Annotated in this window: 14 protein-coding genes and 2 tRNA genes; 6 read left to right on the plus strand and 10 right to left on the minus strand. The window is 56.5% G+C overall.

Annotation, left to right across the window (positions count from 1 at the left end):
• The first annotated feature begins 194 nt into the window (after window positions 1–194).
• The 3 genes from shiA to HB664_RS17400 all read left to right on the plus strand — a co-directional run bounded on the left by shiA (window position 195) and on the right by HB664_RS17400 (window position 4,827).
• A complete protein-coding gene (shiA, locus tag HB664_RS17390; RefSeq protein ID WP_182930888.1) occupies window positions 195–1,508 on the plus strand; it encodes a shikimate transporter in 1,314 nt (437 codons plus the stop codon).
• A gap of 73 nt (window positions 1,509–1,581) precedes the next feature.
• Window positions 1,582–3,036, plus strand: coding sequence for an AMP nucleosidase (locus tag HB664_RS17395; protein WP_048976440.1), 1,455 nt, complete (start codon window positions 1,582–1,584; stop codon window positions 3,034–3,036).
• A gap of 18 nt (window positions 3,037–3,054) precedes the next feature.
• Complete coding sequence (locus tag HB664_RS17400; protein WP_219939890.1) at window positions 3,055–4,827, plus strand: aminopeptidase P family protein; 1,773 nt, start codon at window positions 3,055–3,057, stop codon at window positions 4,825–4,827.
• Window positions 4,828–4,971: 144 nt separating this feature from the next.
• Here the strand turns inward: HB664_RS17400 and HB664_RS17405 are convergent.
• A tRNA-Asn gene (locus HB664_RS17405) sits at window positions 4,972–5,047 on the minus strand.
• Between the two features lie 103 nt (window positions 5,048–5,150).
• On the minus strand, window positions 5,151–6,605 hold the full coding sequence (gene emmdR, locus HB664_RS17410) for a multidrug efflux MATE transporter EmmdR (protein ID WP_219939891.1): 1,455 nt from the start codon (window positions 6,603–6,605) through the stop codon (window positions 5,151–5,153).
• A 161-nt stretch (window positions 6,606–6,766) separates the two neighbouring features.
• On the opposite strand from emmdR, the gene HB664_RS17415 reads away from it, so the two are divergent.
• Window positions 6,767–6,842 (plus strand) — tRNA-Asn (locus tag HB664_RS17415).
• A gap of 53 nt (window positions 6,843–6,895) precedes the next feature.
• Window positions 6,896–7,231, plus strand: coding sequence for a gamma-glutamylcyclotransferase family protein (locus tag HB664_RS17420; protein WP_219939892.1), 336 nt, complete (start codon window positions 6,896–6,898; stop codon window positions 7,229–7,231).
• A gap of 47 nt (window positions 7,232–7,278) precedes the next feature.
• On the opposite strand, the gene HB664_RS17425 is transcribed toward HB664_RS17420, so the two are convergent.
• From HB664_RS17425 to dacD, 4 genes are all read right to left on the minus strand, one after another.
• On the minus strand, window positions 7,279–7,614 hold the full coding sequence (locus HB664_RS17425) for a DUF496 family protein (RefSeq protein WP_008499467.1): 336 nt from the start codon (window positions 7,612–7,614) through the stop codon (window positions 7,279–7,281).
• Window positions 7,615–7,772: 158 nt separating this feature from the next.
• On the minus strand, window positions 7,773–8,831 hold the full coding sequence (locus HB664_RS17430) for an FUSC family protein (protein ID WP_023312358.1): 1,059 nt from the start codon (window positions 8,829–8,831) through the stop codon (window positions 7,773–7,775).
• A 92-nt stretch (window positions 8,832–8,923) separates the two neighbouring features.
• Complete coding sequence (sbmC, locus tag HB664_RS17435; RefSeq protein WP_033145946.1) at window positions 8,924–9,397, minus strand: DNA gyrase inhibitor SbmC; 474 nt, start codon at window positions 9,395–9,397, stop codon at window positions 8,924–8,926.
• Window positions 9,398–9,516: 119 nt separating this feature from the next.
• Window positions 9,517–10,683 (minus strand): serine-type D-Ala-D-Ala carboxypeptidase DacD, encoded by a 1,167-nt coding sequence (gene dacD, locus HB664_RS17440; protein ID WP_032658759.1) that lies wholly within the window; start codon window positions 10,681–10,683, stop codon window positions 9,517–9,519.
• Window positions 10,684–10,881: 198 nt separating this feature from the next.
• Here dacD and sbcB point away from each other — a divergent pair, with 198 nt between their 5' ends.
• Complete coding sequence (sbcB, locus tag HB664_RS17445) at window positions 10,882–12,318, plus strand: exodeoxyribonuclease I (protein ID WP_370650855.1); 1,437 nt, start codon at window positions 10,882–10,884, stop codon at window positions 12,316–12,318.
• Between the two features lie 118 nt (window positions 12,319–12,436).
• Here sbcB and plaP read toward each other — a convergent pair whose 3' ends face one another.
• The 4 genes from plaP to HB664_RS17465 all read right to left on the minus strand — a co-directional run bounded on the left by plaP (window position 12,437) and on the right by HB664_RS17465 (window position 15,862).
• The gene (gene plaP, locus HB664_RS17450; RefSeq protein ID WP_023312362.1) at window positions 12,437–13,795 is read right to left on the minus strand and encodes a putrescine/proton symporter PlaP; all 1,359 of its coding nucleotides are present in this window, start codon (window positions 13,793–13,795) and stop codon (window positions 12,437–12,439) included.
• Window positions 13,785–13,847: a membrane protein YoeI gene (gene yoeI, locus HB664_RS17455; protein WP_099458931.1), complete on the minus strand. Its 63-nt coding sequence runs from the start codon at window positions 13,845–13,847 to the stop codon at window positions 13,785–13,787. Before yoeI ends, plaP begins: the two co-directional genes overlap by 11 nt.
• 219 nt (window positions 13,848–14,066) lie before the next feature.
• Complete coding sequence (locus HB664_RS17460) at window positions 14,067–14,996, minus strand: LysR substrate-binding domain-containing protein (RefSeq protein ID WP_219939893.1); 930 nt, start codon at window positions 14,994–14,996, stop codon at window positions 14,067–14,069.
• 41 nt (window positions 14,997–15,037) lie between these two features.
• Window positions 15,038–15,862 carry an SDR family oxidoreductase gene (locus HB664_RS17465; protein ID WP_039263825.1) on the minus strand — a complete coding sequence of 275 codons (825 nt, stop codon included), beginning with the start codon at window positions 15,860–15,862 and terminating at the stop codon, window positions 15,038–15,040.
• Window positions 15,863–15,930: the final 68 nt, after the last annotated feature.

Consider the following 15,930-nt stretch of genomic DNA (forward strand, 5'->3'; position numbering starts at 1 on the left):
ACGGAGCCAGAAGACACAATTATCTCGATGCAGGCGGGGATGAAATTTATTTATTCAGCACCATCCGGAAAGATAAAAACGTTTTCTCAGGCGTTCTGTCGCGGTAGTCTCATAGGTTCCGTTTATATGACGGCCGCTATGTGAGTGACCTTTTCTTATACCAATAATTAAAAATCAGTACGGACAGGACAACTATGGACTCCACCCTCATCTCCGATCGTCCCAACGAGGAGACACCTTCGCTCAATCGTGCCCGCCGCGCAGCCTTAGGCAGCTTCGCGGGTGCCGTCGTCGACTGGTATGATTTTCTGCTTTACGGCATCACTGCCGCCCTGGTGTTTAACCGCGAGTTTTTTCCCCAGGTCAGCCCTGCGATGGGCACGCTTGCCGCGTTTGCCACCTTCGGCGTCGGCTTTCTGTTTCGCCCGCTGGGCGGTGTGATCTTCGGCCACTTCGGCGACCGCCTGGGCCGCAAGCGCATGCTGATGCTCACCGTCTGGATGATGGGGATCGCCACCGCGCTTATCGGTATTCTCCCCTCGTTTGCCTCTATCGGCTGGTGGGCGCCGGTACTGCTGGTCACCCTGCGCGCCATCCAGGGCTTCGCCGTCGGCGGCGAATGGGGCGGCGCGGCGCTGCTGTCCGTTGAGAGCGCGCCGAAGCACCGGAAAGCGTTTTACAGCAGCGGCGTACAGGTCGGGTACGGCGTGGGCCTTCTGCTTTCCACCGGGCTGGTATCGCTAATCAGCCAGCTCACCACCGACGAGCAGTTCCTGAGCTGGGGCTGGCGCATTCCGTTCATCTTCAGCATCGTGCTGGTCATCGCCGCGCTGTGGATCCGTAACGGGATGGAGGAGTCGGCTGAGTTCGAAAAGCAGCAGGAAAAACCGGCCAAGAACAGACGTCTTCCGGTCATGGAAGCCCTCGTCCGGCATCCTGGCGCTTTTCTGAAAATTATCGCCCTGCGCCTGTGCGAGCTGCTGACGATGTATATCGTCACCGCGTTTGCCCTGAACTACTCGACGCAGAACCTTGGTCTGCCGCGCGAGCTGTTCCTGAATATTGGCCTGCTGGTCGGCGGGATCAGCTGTCTGACTATCCCCTGCTTCGCCTGGCTGGCGGACCGGTTTGGCCGCCGTCGCGTTTACATCACCGGGGCGCTGATTGGCACCCTCAGCGCCTGGCCATTCTTTATGGCGCTTGAGGCGCAGTCGATCTTCTGGATTGTCTTCTTCGCCATCATGCTCGCCAATATCGCTCACGACATGGTGGTGTGCGTGCAGCAGCCGATGTTCACCGAGCTGTTTGGCGCAAGCTACCGCTACAGCGGCGCGGGCGTGGGCTATCAGGTGGCAAGCGTGGTCGGTGGCGGATTTACGCCGTTTATTGCCGCCGCGCTGGTGACCTTCTCCGGCGGCAACTGGCACAGCGTGGCGATTTATCTGCTGGCCGGTTGCCTGCTGTCGGCGGCGACGGCGCTGCTGATGAAAGAGACGAGCCACGGCTGATCTCCCTTTTGTTTCACAGGCGTGTGACATACTATCGGGTAGAGTCGCACACCTGTGGAACAAGGAGACAGAGATGAATAATAAGGGCTCCAGCCTGACCCCGGCTCAGGCGCTGGAAAAACTCGACGCGCTGTATGAACAGTCCGTCAACGCGCTGCGCGGCGCCATCAGCGAATATATCGAAACAGGGAAACTTCCCGACCAAAAGGCCAGAACCGAGGGCCTTTTTGTTTATCCATCGCTCTCTGTGACCTGGGACGGCAGCGCCAGCAGTAATCCCAAAACCCGCGCCTATGCGCGCTTTACCCACTCCGGCTGCTACAGCACCACCGTCACCCGCCCTGCGCTGTTCCGCCCGTATCTTGAAGAACAGCTTACGCTGCTGTACCAGGATTACGGCGCGCACATTGCCGTTGAGCCCTCGCAGCATGAGATCCCGTATCCGTACGTGATTGACGGTTCGGCGTTAACCCTTGACCGCTCCATGAGCGCGGGGCTGACCCGCCACTTCCCGACGACGGAACTTTCCCAGATTGGCGATGAGACGGCCGACGGGATTTATCACCCGGCAGAATTTTCTCCCCTGTCGCACTTTGATGCCCGACGGGTCGATTTCTCCCTGGCGCGCCTGCGCCACTACACCGGTACGCCAGTCGAACATTTCCAGCCGTTCGTGCTCTTTACCAACTACACCCGCTACGTCGACGAGTTTGTCCGCTGGGGCTGCAGCCAGATCCTCGACCCGGAGAGCCCGTACATCGCGCTGTCCTGCGCGGGCGGGATCTGGATCACCGCTGAAACCGAAGCGCCCGAGCAGGCCATTTCCGACCTGGCGTGGAAAAAGCACCAGATGCCCGCCTGGCATCTGATCACCGCAGACGGCCAGGGCATCACGCTGATTAACATCGGCGTTGGCCCGTCAAATGCCAAGACCATCTGCGACCATCTGGCGGTACTGCGCCCGGACGTTTGGCTGATGATTGGCCACTGCGGCGGCCTGCGCGAAAGCCAGCTGATTGGCGACTACGTGCTGGCCCACGCCTATCTGCGCGATGACCACGTGCTTGATGCGGTCCTGCCGCCGGATATCCCAATCCCGAGCATCGCCGAAGTACAGCGCGCGCTGTATGACGCCACCAAAGAGGTCAGCGGTATGCCGGGCGAAGAGGTTAAACAGCGCCTGCGCACCGGTACGGTCGTCACAACGGATGACCGCAACTGGGAGCTGCGCTACTCCGCCTCCGCGCTCCGGTTCAACCTGAGCCGCGCGGTGGCGATCGATATGGAGAGCGCCACCATTGCCGCGCAGGGGTATCGCTTCCGCGTTCCTTACGGCACGCTGCTGTGCGTCTCCGATAAGCCACTGCACGGTGAAATTAAGCTGCCGGGCCAGGCCAACCGTTTCTACGAAGGGGCAATCTCCGAGCATCTGCAGATTGGTATTCGCGCCATTGATTTGCTGCGGGCTGAAGGTGACAGGCTCCATTCCCGCAAGCTGCGCACCTTCAACGAGCCGCCGTTCCGCTAATCACGATAAGGAAAAACAATGTCCAGCACATCACCGCTCTCTGCCCTGCGCCACTGGCTTGAGGCCAGCCATCTCGACGGGATGATCGTCCCGCGTGCGGATGCCTGGCAGAGCGAATACTGCGCGCCTTACGACGAAAAGCTGGCCTGGCTGACGGGCTTTGACGGTTCGGCCGGCGTGGCGCTGGTGCTGAAAAACAAAGCGCTGCTGTTCGTCGACGGGCGCTATCAGGTTCAGGCGCGCGTTCAGGTCAATATGGATGAGGTTGAGATCCACCACCTGCACAACGAGCCGCTGGCAGAATGGCTGGCAGAAAACGTTGAGGCAGGAACGCGCATCGGTTTTGACGCGCTGCTGATGACCAACGCGGAGTTTGAGCAACTGTCAGCCACGCCGTGCGAGCTGGTGCCGCTGAAGGTCTCGCCGTTTGACACGCTATGGACCGATCGCCCAGCCGCACCGGCGGGGCTTATCCGTGAGATGCCGGTTGAACACAGCGGCGAACGCAGCGCGGACAAACGTCAGCGCGTCGCCGCCGTGCTGGCCGCAAACAATGCCGATTATCTCGCCGTCACCCTGCCGGATAACATCGCCTGGCTGTTAAACGTCCGCGGTGCGGATATCCCTTACAGCCCGGTACCGCTCTCCTTTGCCCTTCTTGGTCGTGACGGTCACGTTGAGTGGTTTGTTAACGACAATAAGCTCAGCGCCCTGCCTGACGATGTGCGCAATGTGTTCACCATTGCGCCGCAGGATACCTTTATTGAACGCTGCCAGCAGATTGCTGTAGGCAAACGGGTGATGATTGATGCCGATTCCGCGCCGGTTGCCCTGCGCTTCGCCGTTGAACCACGGGGAGAAATTGTCTGGCGGACCGATCCCATCACCCTGATGAAAGCGACTAAAAACCCGGTCGAGCTGGCGGGTTATCGCGAGTGCCATCACCGGGACGGGGCCGCGTGGGTCAACTTCCTCGCCTGGCTGAGCCGCGAAGTGCCGCGGCGCGAGGCGGCAGGACAACCGCTCACCGAGCTGGACGCGCAGGCGCAGCAGCTTGCGTTCCGTCAGCAGCAGCCCGGGTTCATCGAGCAGAGTTTTGAAACCATCTCCGCCTCTTCGAGCAATGCGGCGATGTGCCACTATCATTCGAGCGAGGCCAGCAATAAGCCCATCGGCCATGACCATTTTTACCTGAACGATTCCGGCGGCCAGTATGTTAACGGCACCACCGACGCCACGCGCACGCTGGCGTGGGGGAAAGTCGATCCGCAGCAACGCCTGCATTACACTGCCGTGCTGAGAGGCTTCCTGTCGCTCATTACCCTGCAGTTCCCTTCCGGGACTCAGGGGCATCAGCTGGATGCGTTTGCGCGTCGCCCGCTGTGGGAGATGGGGCTGGATTACGATCACGGCACGGGACACGGCGTGGGGCACCAGCTGCTGATCCACGAGAACCCGCATCGCATCGCCAAAAAGGTTAACCCGTGGCCGCTGGTGGCGGGCAATATCATGACTATCGAGCCAGGCTACTATCTGGGCGACAGCCACGGTATTCGTATTGAAAACCAGGTGGAGATAGTGGAGAGCCGTCCGGGTTTCTGCAAATTTGCCTCGCTGACGCTGATCCCGATCGACTTAAGTCAGGTTGAGCTGCATCTGCTGAGCGAGCAGGAAAAGCAGTGGCTGGATGCGTATCACCGGCAGGTACGCGAGGTGCTTTCACCTCTGGTGAATAGCGATGCGCGTGAGTGGCTGGTTGAGGCGACGGCGCCGATTGGTTTGTGTCGATAGTGCATTGTGCGGGCTGGTGCCCTCACCCCAGCCCTCTCCCGCGGGAGAGGGTGCAAACACTAAAAACGGCAACCCGGTTGCCGTTTTGCGTTTACCTTGCGCAGAAAAGCAAAAAGCCTGCTTTAAAAGCAGGCTTTTCAAATTTGGCTCCTCTGACTGGACTCGAACCAGTGACATACGGATTAACAGTCCGCCGTTCTACCGACTGAACTACAGAGGAATCGTGTGAACGGGGCGCATATTATCGATGCTCCCCCGGGATGTCAAAGGCAGAATGCACATTTCCGATCGTTTGCCGAATTATTCTCCACTTCGCGCAATTCTCAGGCATTTTTCCGCGGATATTTCCACAGCCAGCGTCCGCTGACCATCCGCCAGTAGAACAGCGCACCCCGCACGGCCCAGTCGAGGAACATCCCCAGCCAGACGCCGACCACACCCCATCCAAGCATCACCCCGAGCGTATACCCCGCGACAACGCGACATCCCCACATGCCGAGCATCGATACCCACATCGCAAAGCGGGCATCGCGCGCCCCTTTCAGCCCGGCGGGTAATACCCATGAGGCCGCCCAGATGGGCATAAAGGCCGCGTTGAGCCAGATGAGGATCTTTACGACCTCTTTAACGTCATCTTCGTGGGTATAGAACGAGGCCATCAGCCCGGCAAACGGCGCGGTTCCCCAGGCGATCAGCGTCAGCCCAATGGTTGACAGCCAGAACACGTGCCGCAGCTGCCGCTCCGCCTGGCCTATCTGCCCTTTCCCGAGCCGTTTACCCGTAATAATGGTGGATGCTGAACCCAGCGCGTTACCCGGCAGGTTAATCAGCGAGGCAATAGAGAAGGCGATAAAGTTACCGGCGATAACGTCGGTCCCCATCCCGGCGACAAACATCTGCGTGAGCAGCTTCCCGCCGTTGAACAATACCGATTCAATGCTCGCGGGAATGCCGATGCCCATCACTTCCCAGATAATGGCGAAGTTAAAGGGGCGGAAATAGCTTTTTAGCGTCAGACGCAGCGAGGGGGTGACCCCCGCCATCAGCACCCCGATGATGGCTGCCGCACCGATATAGCGTGAAATGGTTAACCCCAGTCCGGCACCGACGAACCCCAGCCCCTCCCACGAGAACACGCCGTAGATCAGCACGCTGCTGATAATGATATTCAGGATATTCATCCCGCCGTTGATCAGCAGCGGAATTTTGGTGTTGCCCGCCCCGCGCAGCGCACCGCTGCCAATCAGCGCAATGGCCGCCGCCGGATAGCTTAAGACGGTCATTTCCAGGTAGGTCAGCGCCAGGTCTTTAACCTCGTTAGTGGCCTCCCCGGCGACAAAATCGATAATCTCTTTACCGAAATAGTGGATCACCGCCGCCAGAACGATCGAAAAAATGGTCATGATCATCAGCGACTGGCGGGCCGCCTCGCGTGCACGTTTGGGGTCAAGCTTGCCGAGGCTAAAGGCCACCACCACCGTCGTCCCGAGGTCTATGGCGGCAAAGAACGAGATCACCACCATGTTAAAACTGTCCGCCAGCCCAACCCCAGCCATCGCCTCTTTACCCAGCCAGCTCACCAGGAAGGTGCTCAAAACCCCCATCAGCAAAACGCAGGTATTTTCCAGGAAGATAGGCACAGCGAGAGGGGTGATTTCACGCCAGAACAGGACACGATAGCTTTTACGTTTTGCATACCATGGCGTGCGCGTTATCGCCTGGCGTAAGGAGGCAGTGACGTTCAAAATGGACCTTAGCGAGAAAAGTTGAAACTCCATTTCAAATGATGGGGGACAAATGCTAATCCTGCAAAGTATTTTCCAGAAAAAGATGTGTGGATTTACAACAAACTGACGACAGAATCAGCAATCAGTCGATTTTCCCTAAGATCAGGTTTGACAAAAGTTTTTTCGCCGCTAAGATAAGCCTCCACAACGATTCCTCTGTAGTTCAGTCGGTAGAACGGCGGACTGTTAATCCGTATGTCACTGGTTCGAGTCCAGTCAGAGGAGCCAAATTTAAAAAGCCTGCTTTTAAAGCAGGCTTTTTGCTTTGCGGATGAGGGAAAATGAACGCTCTGTTTGTCTACGGCACGCTGCGCCCGGGCCACGCTAATGCGCATATTCTTGAAGACATCGGCGGCGAATGGCTGGCCGGTTCCGTATCCGGCACGTTTTACGAACGCGGCTGGGGCGCCGCGGCGGACTTCCCGGGAATTGTGCTCCACCCTGACGGCCCCCGCGTCGAAGGCTATCTGTTTATCTCGGATAACCTTGCCGCACACTGGCAAATGCTGGACGAATTTGAAGACGGCTACGATCGGGTTGAGGTCACGGTGACCACCCTTGAAGGCAAGCAGGTTCAGGCCTGGATTTATCAGCTACAGCCGCGTTCTGAACCATAAAAAAAGGCTCTCTGTCACCAGAGAGCCTTTTTCACTATTCGCTGCGATTACTCGCTTTTTGCTTCGCCGTTTTTGATTTCGCCCATCACTTTCAGCTTTTTAGAGATGTCACGACGCTCTTTGGACAGCTCAGCGTTTTTGATGATGTAGTCATCAACGCGGTCTTCATAGTCGCTTTTCATGCTGGCAATGATGCCCTGAATAGCTTCAACGCTCATACCTGGCTTGATGTAGTCGCTCAGGTTGTCGAGGAGCAGAACACGTTTCTGGTTGTCACGGATCTTCTTCTCAACGTCCTGGATTTCACGCTGCAGCTTGTTTTTGCGGCGGAACAGGCGGACGAATTCCAGAACATCCTGGAACGAAGGCTTGGTAGTTTCCATTTTTACACCCCTGATAATGTGAGATTCGGATTCGTTAAGGCAACCGTTGTAACAATAACCTTACTGACAGCGGCTGCGAATGACAATGAGTATATCGTTTAAAGCTATCATAACCCCAATTGCTGCTGAATCGAAGCAGCAGCCGTCACATACGCCTTTTATTTGCGCAGCGCCCGGCAAATAAGGTGCGATAACAGCTCAAGCTGACGCGCCAGTTCCATGCTCAGCCAGACGTAGCCATGAATAGGCGTTTCCGCCACGTTATCGCTCTGGCGTTCATTGATTAACTGCTTCAGCTCCGCGACGATCTCATTCAGCCGCTCGCTGTTGGCCAGTATCGGCTGCGGGTTCCCTTCATAGAGCGCATGGGCAATGGTCAACAGCGTTTGCTGCGTCATCTGCTGGGTCTCTTTGAGAGTCTGCGCGTTAAGCATCAACAGATGGCTGGGACGCGAGGCCCAGTGGGCGTTGATTTGCAGTTCAAGCATGCAGACCAGATTGCGGCTTACCGTCTGGATGGCTTCGAAAATCGATTTCTGAATATGGGTTTCTTTGCTGGCGGGCGTGATCAGGCCGCGCATTTTGACCACGTCGTTGAGGATCGTTTGCAGATGCTTTTCCAGCCGGGGACGCTCGACCAGATTAGGAGAAAAACCGGCCTGATAGACGCGGTTAAAGGCGGTGACGTAGTTCGCCATCTGAATACGCCAGTGCAGAAAAGCGCGCTGCGGCCAGATACCGGTGAAGAGCATGGCCAGCAGTGACCCCAGGATGACATCCCCGCTTCGCCACAGCGCGGTGGTCATATCCCCGGCGGGCGCACCGACAACCACCGCGAGAGTAATCCCAATCAGCAAGGCCTGATACGGTCTTTTGCCCAACGCCAGCCAGCCGCACAGGAACATGGCGGCCCCGCACCATGCCAGCATCACGGGAAATGAGATGAGTTCCAGCTTCAGGGCAATAAGCCCAAGGGCCGAGCCTAAAACCGTCCCGCCAATTCGCTCAAAGGCGCGCGGAACAACGTTCCCCCAAAACGAGATGGGCCCCATCACCACCACCAGGGTGATCAGCGGCCACGTTCCTTCCGGAACATCAAGCAAACGGACCAGTACAAACGTCAATACGAACGCCAGCGCGATGCGGCACCCGTGCACCACGCGGTAATGTTTGTACAACCGAATTTCAAAAGGGGTTAATGATTTGTCGGGACGCACACCCGCTCTCCAGCTACACGGCAAATCACAATTGTACTGTGTTTTCAGCCGGGCGGATCGCTCCCGGCTGAAAAACCCTTCATTTAGCAGGCTTAAGCCGTTTTATGCTCTACCGCGATATACATTTCGATATCCCAGTAGCCGTCTGCATTGCCGTCATTAAGATAGCGTTCGAAGCAGGGTTTAAGCGCCATCTGGTACTTATTGTCCTGCAGCAGAGAGTTGAAGAACTGATACCACGGCGTGGCGAAGTCGTAGTTTTCCACGCGCGCCGTCGCCACGGCATAATCCCCGGCCGCGATTTCCGTCATCATGACGCCTTCGCTGTTTTCCGGGATAACGAAATCGTCCGGCACCGTAACGGCCGTATCGCAGCGCAGTTTTTCTGCCGGGACCTCATCGGGGTTATCGTAGTAGACCGCAACCCACTCCAGCGGCTCAATGTGGCGCCCGTCCACCCACATCACCAGCTGTTCAAAGCCCTGTTTAACCGTTTGTTCCCACGGTCCGACCAAATGAAAACCGGCAATCTTACGTTTCTGTTGCTGCTTGATGCTGTAGTCCATGCTGCCTCCATTTATTACTGTATATTTATACACTATAAAGCTGGATTACTATTATCGGCAAACGAGGAGTGTTTATTATGTGAGCAGACTCGCAACCCTGCCAGTCTGCCCATCAGCGGTTAAAGCGTGTGGTGGAGATAATCGCTCATGCGAGAGAACAGTCCGCCCTTATCAACGGCTTCCAGCGTCACCAGCGGCCAGTGCGCCACCACCTTGTCACGGTCATAGAGCTGGATCTCCCCGACCCGCTGATGCGCAGCAATCGGCGCTTCCAGCTCTTTTTTATCCAGCACGTATTTGGCTTTGATGTTCGGCACTTCCGCTTTCGGCAAGGCCAGCCAGAAGTCCTGGTCGGTGCCCAGTTTCACCTGCTCCTTATCGCCGTACCAGATACGCTCTGTCCCCACTTTTTTACCGCTATGCAGGATTTGCACCGTATCGAAGTTCTGCTGCCCCCAGTGCAGCAGTTTCCGGGCCTGGTCCTCACGCCCCTTCGGGCTGTCCGCCCCCATCACCACCGCGATTAAACGGCGCTGACCGTCAACGGCGGACGCAATCAGGTTAAAGCCCGCCCCCGAGGTGTGCCCCGTTTTAAGCCCGTCCACGTTCATGGTTTTATCCCACAGCAGGCCGTTACGGTTTTGCTGGGTGATCCCGTTCCAGGTCAGGCTCTTTTCGCTGTACATATGGTAAAACTCAGGCTCGCCGTGAATGATGGCCCGGGAGAGTACGGCCAGGTCATAGGCCGAGCTGTGCTGGCCCGGCGCGTCCAGCCCGTGGACGGTTTCAAAGTGCGTATCGCGCAGGTTCAGCTTCTGCACGTAGTCGTTCATCATCTTCACAAACTGCGGCTGACCGCCCGCCACGTGATCGGCCAGCGCCACGCAGGCGTCGTTGCCGGAATCGACAATCAGACCGCGGCTTAAATCACGCACGGAGACGCGATCGCCCTCTTTCAGGAACATCAGCGATGAGCCGTCAAAAACCGGGTTGCCTTTTGCCCACGCGTCACGCCCGACGGTGACAATGTCGTCCGGCGTAATGCGATGGCTATCAATGGCCCGATCAACCACATACCCCGTCATCAGCTTGGTCAGGCTCGCCGGATTACGTTGTTGATGTTCGTTGCCCGCCGTTAAGATCTGACCAGTCGTGTAGTCCATCAGCACCCAGGAGCCAGCCTGAATGGCCGGAGGCTGCGGCGAAAAATCCAGTGGTTCGGCCGCAAAAGCAGATGAGACACTCGAAGCGAGTAAAGAAACAGCAATAAACAGACGGCGTTTCAACGGTATATCCTCAGGTCATTAAAAATCGATGACCTTTTTACGGGAGTTCTGATGTCGTTACCTGGCTTAATTGCAAAAAAATGTGACAGAGCACAGGTTTTTCTCTGAAGCTGGCGCGCAAATTTGCGTCACGGCGGTGCTTTTTATTCGGTCTGAACCGCACGATCGTTTACCATAGTGACGTCATTTTTTAACAGGATGGTATTACTGGTGTCTGACTCTGCCGCTCGCCCGACTTTTTTATTCCATGACTACGAAACCTTTGGCACGCACCCGGCGCTGGACCGACCGGCGCAGTTTGCCGCCATCCGTACCGACGACGAATTCAACATTATTGGCGAGCCTGAGGTCTTTTACTGCAAACCGGCTGATGACTACCTGCCGCAGCCCGGGGCGGTCATGGTCACCGGGATCACGCCTCAGGAAGCGCGCGAGAAAGGCGTTAACGAGGCAGAATTCGCCCGACGCATTCACGATCTGTTTACCGTTCCCAATACCTGCGTGGTTGGTTACAACAACATCCGCTTCGATGACGAAGTGACGCGCAACATCTTCTATCGCAACTTCTACGATCCCTATGCCTGGAGCTGGCAGAACCGCAATTCACGCTGGGATTTGCTCGACATCATGCGCGCCTGTTATGCCCTGCGTCCTGAGGGCATTAACTGGCCGGAAAATGAGGAAGGGCTGACCAGCTTCCGGCTGGAACACCTGACGCGCGCCAACGGCATCGAGCACAGCAATGCCCACGACGCGATGGCGGACGTCTATGCCACCATTGCCATGGCGAAGCTGGTGAAAAACGCGCAGCCCCGGCTGTTTGAGTATCTGCTGAGCCACCGCAGCAAGCAGAAGCTCATGACCCTTATCGACGTACCGCAGATGAAACCCCTGGTGCATATCTCCGGCATGTTTGGCGCCTGGCGCGGTAATACCAGCTGGGTCGCCCCGCTGGCCTGGCATCCGGACAACCGTAATGCGGTCATCATGGTGGATTTAGCTGGCGATATTTCGCCGCTGCTGGAGCTCGACAGCGATACCCTGCGCGAACGGCTCTATACCCCGAAAAATGAACTCGGCGATCTGCCCGCGGTGCCGGTCAAACTGGTGCATATCAATAAATGTCCGGTACTCGCGCAGGCGAATACGCTGCGCCCGGAAGATGCGGACAGACTGGGCATTAACCGTCAGCGCTGCCTCGATAACCTGAAAGTGCTGCGCGATAACCCGCAGGTGCGCGAGAAAGTAGTTGCTATCTTTGCCGAGGCGGAGCCGTTCGTGCCGTCTGAAAACGTGGATGCCCAGCTCTACAACGGCTTCTTCAGCGATGCCGACCGCGCGGCGATGAATATCGTTCTGCAAACCGAGCCGCGTAACTTACCGGCGCTGGATATTACTTTCGCCGATAAACGCATCGAAAAGCTGATGTTTAACTACCGCGCACGTAATTTCCCCGGCACGCTGGACGAGGCAGAGCAGGATCGCTGGCTGCAGCATCGTCGCAATGTCTTTACCCCTGAGTTCCTTAATAGCTATGCCCAGGAGCTGGAAATGCTTTATGGCCAGTATGAGGGGAATGCTGAGAAACAGGCGCTGTTGAAATCCCTGTTCCAGTACGCTCAAGAGATTGTCTGAGCGAGGGGTATAAAAAAAGCCGGAGGCGATGTCTCCGGCTTTTTTTTGCCCGCTGGCACAGGCCAACGGGTGCGTCGTTTTGTAGGCCGGGCAAGCGCTAGCGCCACCCGGCAAGTCATTACGCGACGTCTTCGTACTGCGGAACCGGGTTACGGAAGCTCTTCGTGACGCAGGCCAGGTAAATCAGGCCGATACCCGCCCAAATCAGGCCAAGCACCATAGAGCTCTCTTCCAGGTTAACCCACAGCGCGCCCACGGTCAGGGCACCGCACATCGGCAGGAACAGATACTGGAAGTGATCTTTCAGCGTCTTGTTACGCTTTTCACGGATCCAGAACTGAGAGATAACCGACAGGTTAACAAAGGTGAACGCCACCAGCGCACCGAAGTTAATCAGCGCCGTTGCCATCACCAGGTCAAAGTTAATCGCCAGAAGCGCAATGGCACCGACCAGGATGATGTTCATCGCCGGGGTACGCCAGGTTGGATGAACGTAGCCGAAGAAGCTTTTCGGGAATACGCCATCGCGGCCCATCACGTACATCAGACGCGCAACGCCTGCATGCGCGGCCATACCGGACGCCAGTACGGTAATGGTGGAGAAGATCAGCGCGCCAACCTGGAACGCTTTACCCGCCACATAGAGCATGATTTCCGGCTGAGACGCATCCGGATCCTTGAAGCGGGAGATATCCGGGAAGTACAGCTGCAGGAAATAGGTCGAGAAAATAAAGATCAGACCGCCAATCAGCGCCGTCAGGAAGATGGCGCGAGGGATCACGCGCTCTGCGTCTTTCGTTTCTTCAGACAGGTTGCTGATGCCGTCAAAACCGGTAAAGGAGAAGCACAGAATGGTTGCCCCGGTAATCATCGGGATCACATGGGCATCACCAGACCAGAACGGCTTGCTGCTCGCCAGAGTGCCGGCGCCTTCGCCGTGGAACACACCGTAAATCACCATGCCAAGAATAACGGCAATCAGGACAACCTGAAGCACAACGATAACGGAGTTAAAGTTGGCAACGGACTTAATGCTGCGCAGGTTAAAGGCGGTCATAAAGGCCACCAGCGCCACGACGAACATCCAGGATGGAATCGACGGCACCAGCGCTTCAAAATAAATTTTTGCCAGCAGAATGTTGATCATCGGCGCGAACAGGTAGTCGAGCAGCGAAGACCAGCCCACCATAAAGCCAACAGTCGGGCTGATGGATTTCTGGGCATAGGTGTAGGCGGAACCAGCAGACGGATAGCGACGCACCAGTTTACCGTAGCTCAGCGCGGTAAAGAGGATCGCAATCAGCGCGAAGCCATAAGCCGTCGGCACATGACCGTCTGTGAGGCCTGATACGATACCGAATGTATCGAACAGCGTCATCGGTTGCATATAGGCAAGGCCCATCATAACAACCGGAATCAACGTAAGCGTTTTACGTAATTCCACGCGAGAGGTGTTTGGAGTTGCGTTATGCGACATAGTTATTCTCCTTTACGGTGATAACCGCCACGTAAGCGAAAAATTGCCCCATTTCTTTCTTCCTCAGCGACAACAACTGTCGGATTTTAGTAAATATCTATCCGGTACGAAGCCCGGCCTCTTGGTTTTTAGTTTCGTTTCGTACATGCAAAAAAAAATAACCGACGCCTTTTATATCGTCGATTATTCATTTGGTTGCAGCGGCCGCATTTTGCCCCACATCGGATACAAAAGGCAATACTTTGCAAAGCATGGGACAATTTTCTTTTTACTAACTGGCTGATTTCTGGACGTCGGGCTGAGAGTAAACGGCGGCGATAGCACTATTTGCTAAAATCTCGTCTCGCCACCAGGCGCTTGCAAGCCCGGCAGTTTGTTCATTCCAGCCTACCCACACCGATTCATTACTGCTTTGAGCAAGTACCTGTTTTTCAACAAGCGCGCCGCTGTCAATAAACCGCTGCGCCAGATAGCGCGGTAAATAGCCGCAGCCCAGGCCGCTTATTTGCAGTTCCAGCTTGGTTTTAAAGTCGAAAACGGTAATGGCCTCCTGCTCATCCAGCAGCTGCGAGGAGACCGCACATTCCGGACGAGAGCTGTCCCCGACCACGATGGCGCGGTAGCCTTTAATCACGCGACGGTTAACAGGCTCTGGCTCCTGAGCCAGAGGATGATGGGGCGCTACGGCAAATACCTGCTCCAGTACGCCCAGCCGGGCAAAACCAAAATCACTCAGCTGGGGAGGCTCATGGAGTGCACCGACAAAGATATCCGCCCTGCCCTGCGTTAAGGCATCCCAGGAGCCACCCAGCACGCCGTTGATAAAGATAAGCCGGGTCACGCTGTGGTGTTGATAAAAGGCTTCAATCAGCGGCGTCAGGAGAGAAAACGGAAAAGTATCATCTACGCCAATAACCAGCTCGTTTTCCCAACCCTGATGAAGCTTTACGGCCTGTTTTTCGAGTTCACGAACGGTATGGAGGACTTCACGGCCTTTTTCCAGCAGCATCTGTCCGGTACGGGTGAAACGTGCGCGGTGCCCGGTGCGATCGAGGATCTGGATATTGAGATCGCTTTCCAGTTTTTGAACGGTATAGCTCAACGCAGATGGGGTTTTGTAGAGCTTTGCTGACGCAGCGGCAAAGCTCCCCTCTTTTTCAAGGGCATCCAGAATAATAAGAACATCCAGCAGCGGTTTCATGCTCGCCCCCTTCTGGTGCGCGATCGTCTCCGCTGCGGGTCTTATTCCATGGGCATCACCAGCGGATCGGGATACTGATACTCAAACCCCAGCTCATGACAAATGCGATTGCCATCAACAACTTTGCCTTTGCTGTCATCCTTTGCCTCACCAAAAACCGGCGGAGCCAGGCCCAGCTGACGTGCCATCAGCGGGTAAAACGTGCTGCGTGCCGGATGAGAAGGTGCACATATATTATAGATGTGTCCACCTTTCGGAGCCTGTAAGAGTAGCTCAATCGCAGCAACAACATCGTCAAGATGCACAAGATTGACGACATGCTGGCCGTCTGGCGCAGACTTACCGGCAAAAAAGCGTCCCGGATGGCGGCCTGGACCCACCAGCCCCGCCAGACGGACAATATCGACCTGCGTGCCGGGAAGATTATGCAGCCAGTCTTCCAGCTCTTTCAGAACCTGACCGCTCGCCGTCACGGGACGGCGCTCGGAACTCTCTTTCACCACGCCCTCAACTTCGCCATACACCGACGTCGAGCTGGTAAAAATGATGCGCGGAACATGGTGCGCCAGCGCGCTGTCGACGATCTCCTGCATCGCCTGCAGATAAAACGACTCGCCCGGGCCACTGCGCCGCGCGGGGAGCGTGATCACCAGCGCATCGACGTTCATCAGCGTGTCCAGATCGTCAGCATCACACACCAGCTCCGGTTCAAGGCGCAGCTCAACTCCATCAATACCGCACATGCGCGCTGCCTCTACCCCATCCGCCGTGGTTTTGCTCCCGGTCACCTGCCAGCCTTTCGCGGCTAATGACATCGCCAGCGGCATTCCCAGCCATCCTAAACCGACAATCGCGACCTTTTTCATGCGAATTCTCCTGACTCTCACTCGTCTTTTATAAGGCTACGCCAGCCCGGCAGAACACACAATTCATA

The sequence above is a fragment of the Enterobacter sp. DNB-S2 genome (assembly GCF_019443845.1).
Classification (GTDB): domain Bacteria; phylum Pseudomonadota; class Gammaproteobacteria; order Enterobacterales; family Enterobacteriaceae; genus Enterobacter; species Enterobacter asburiae_B.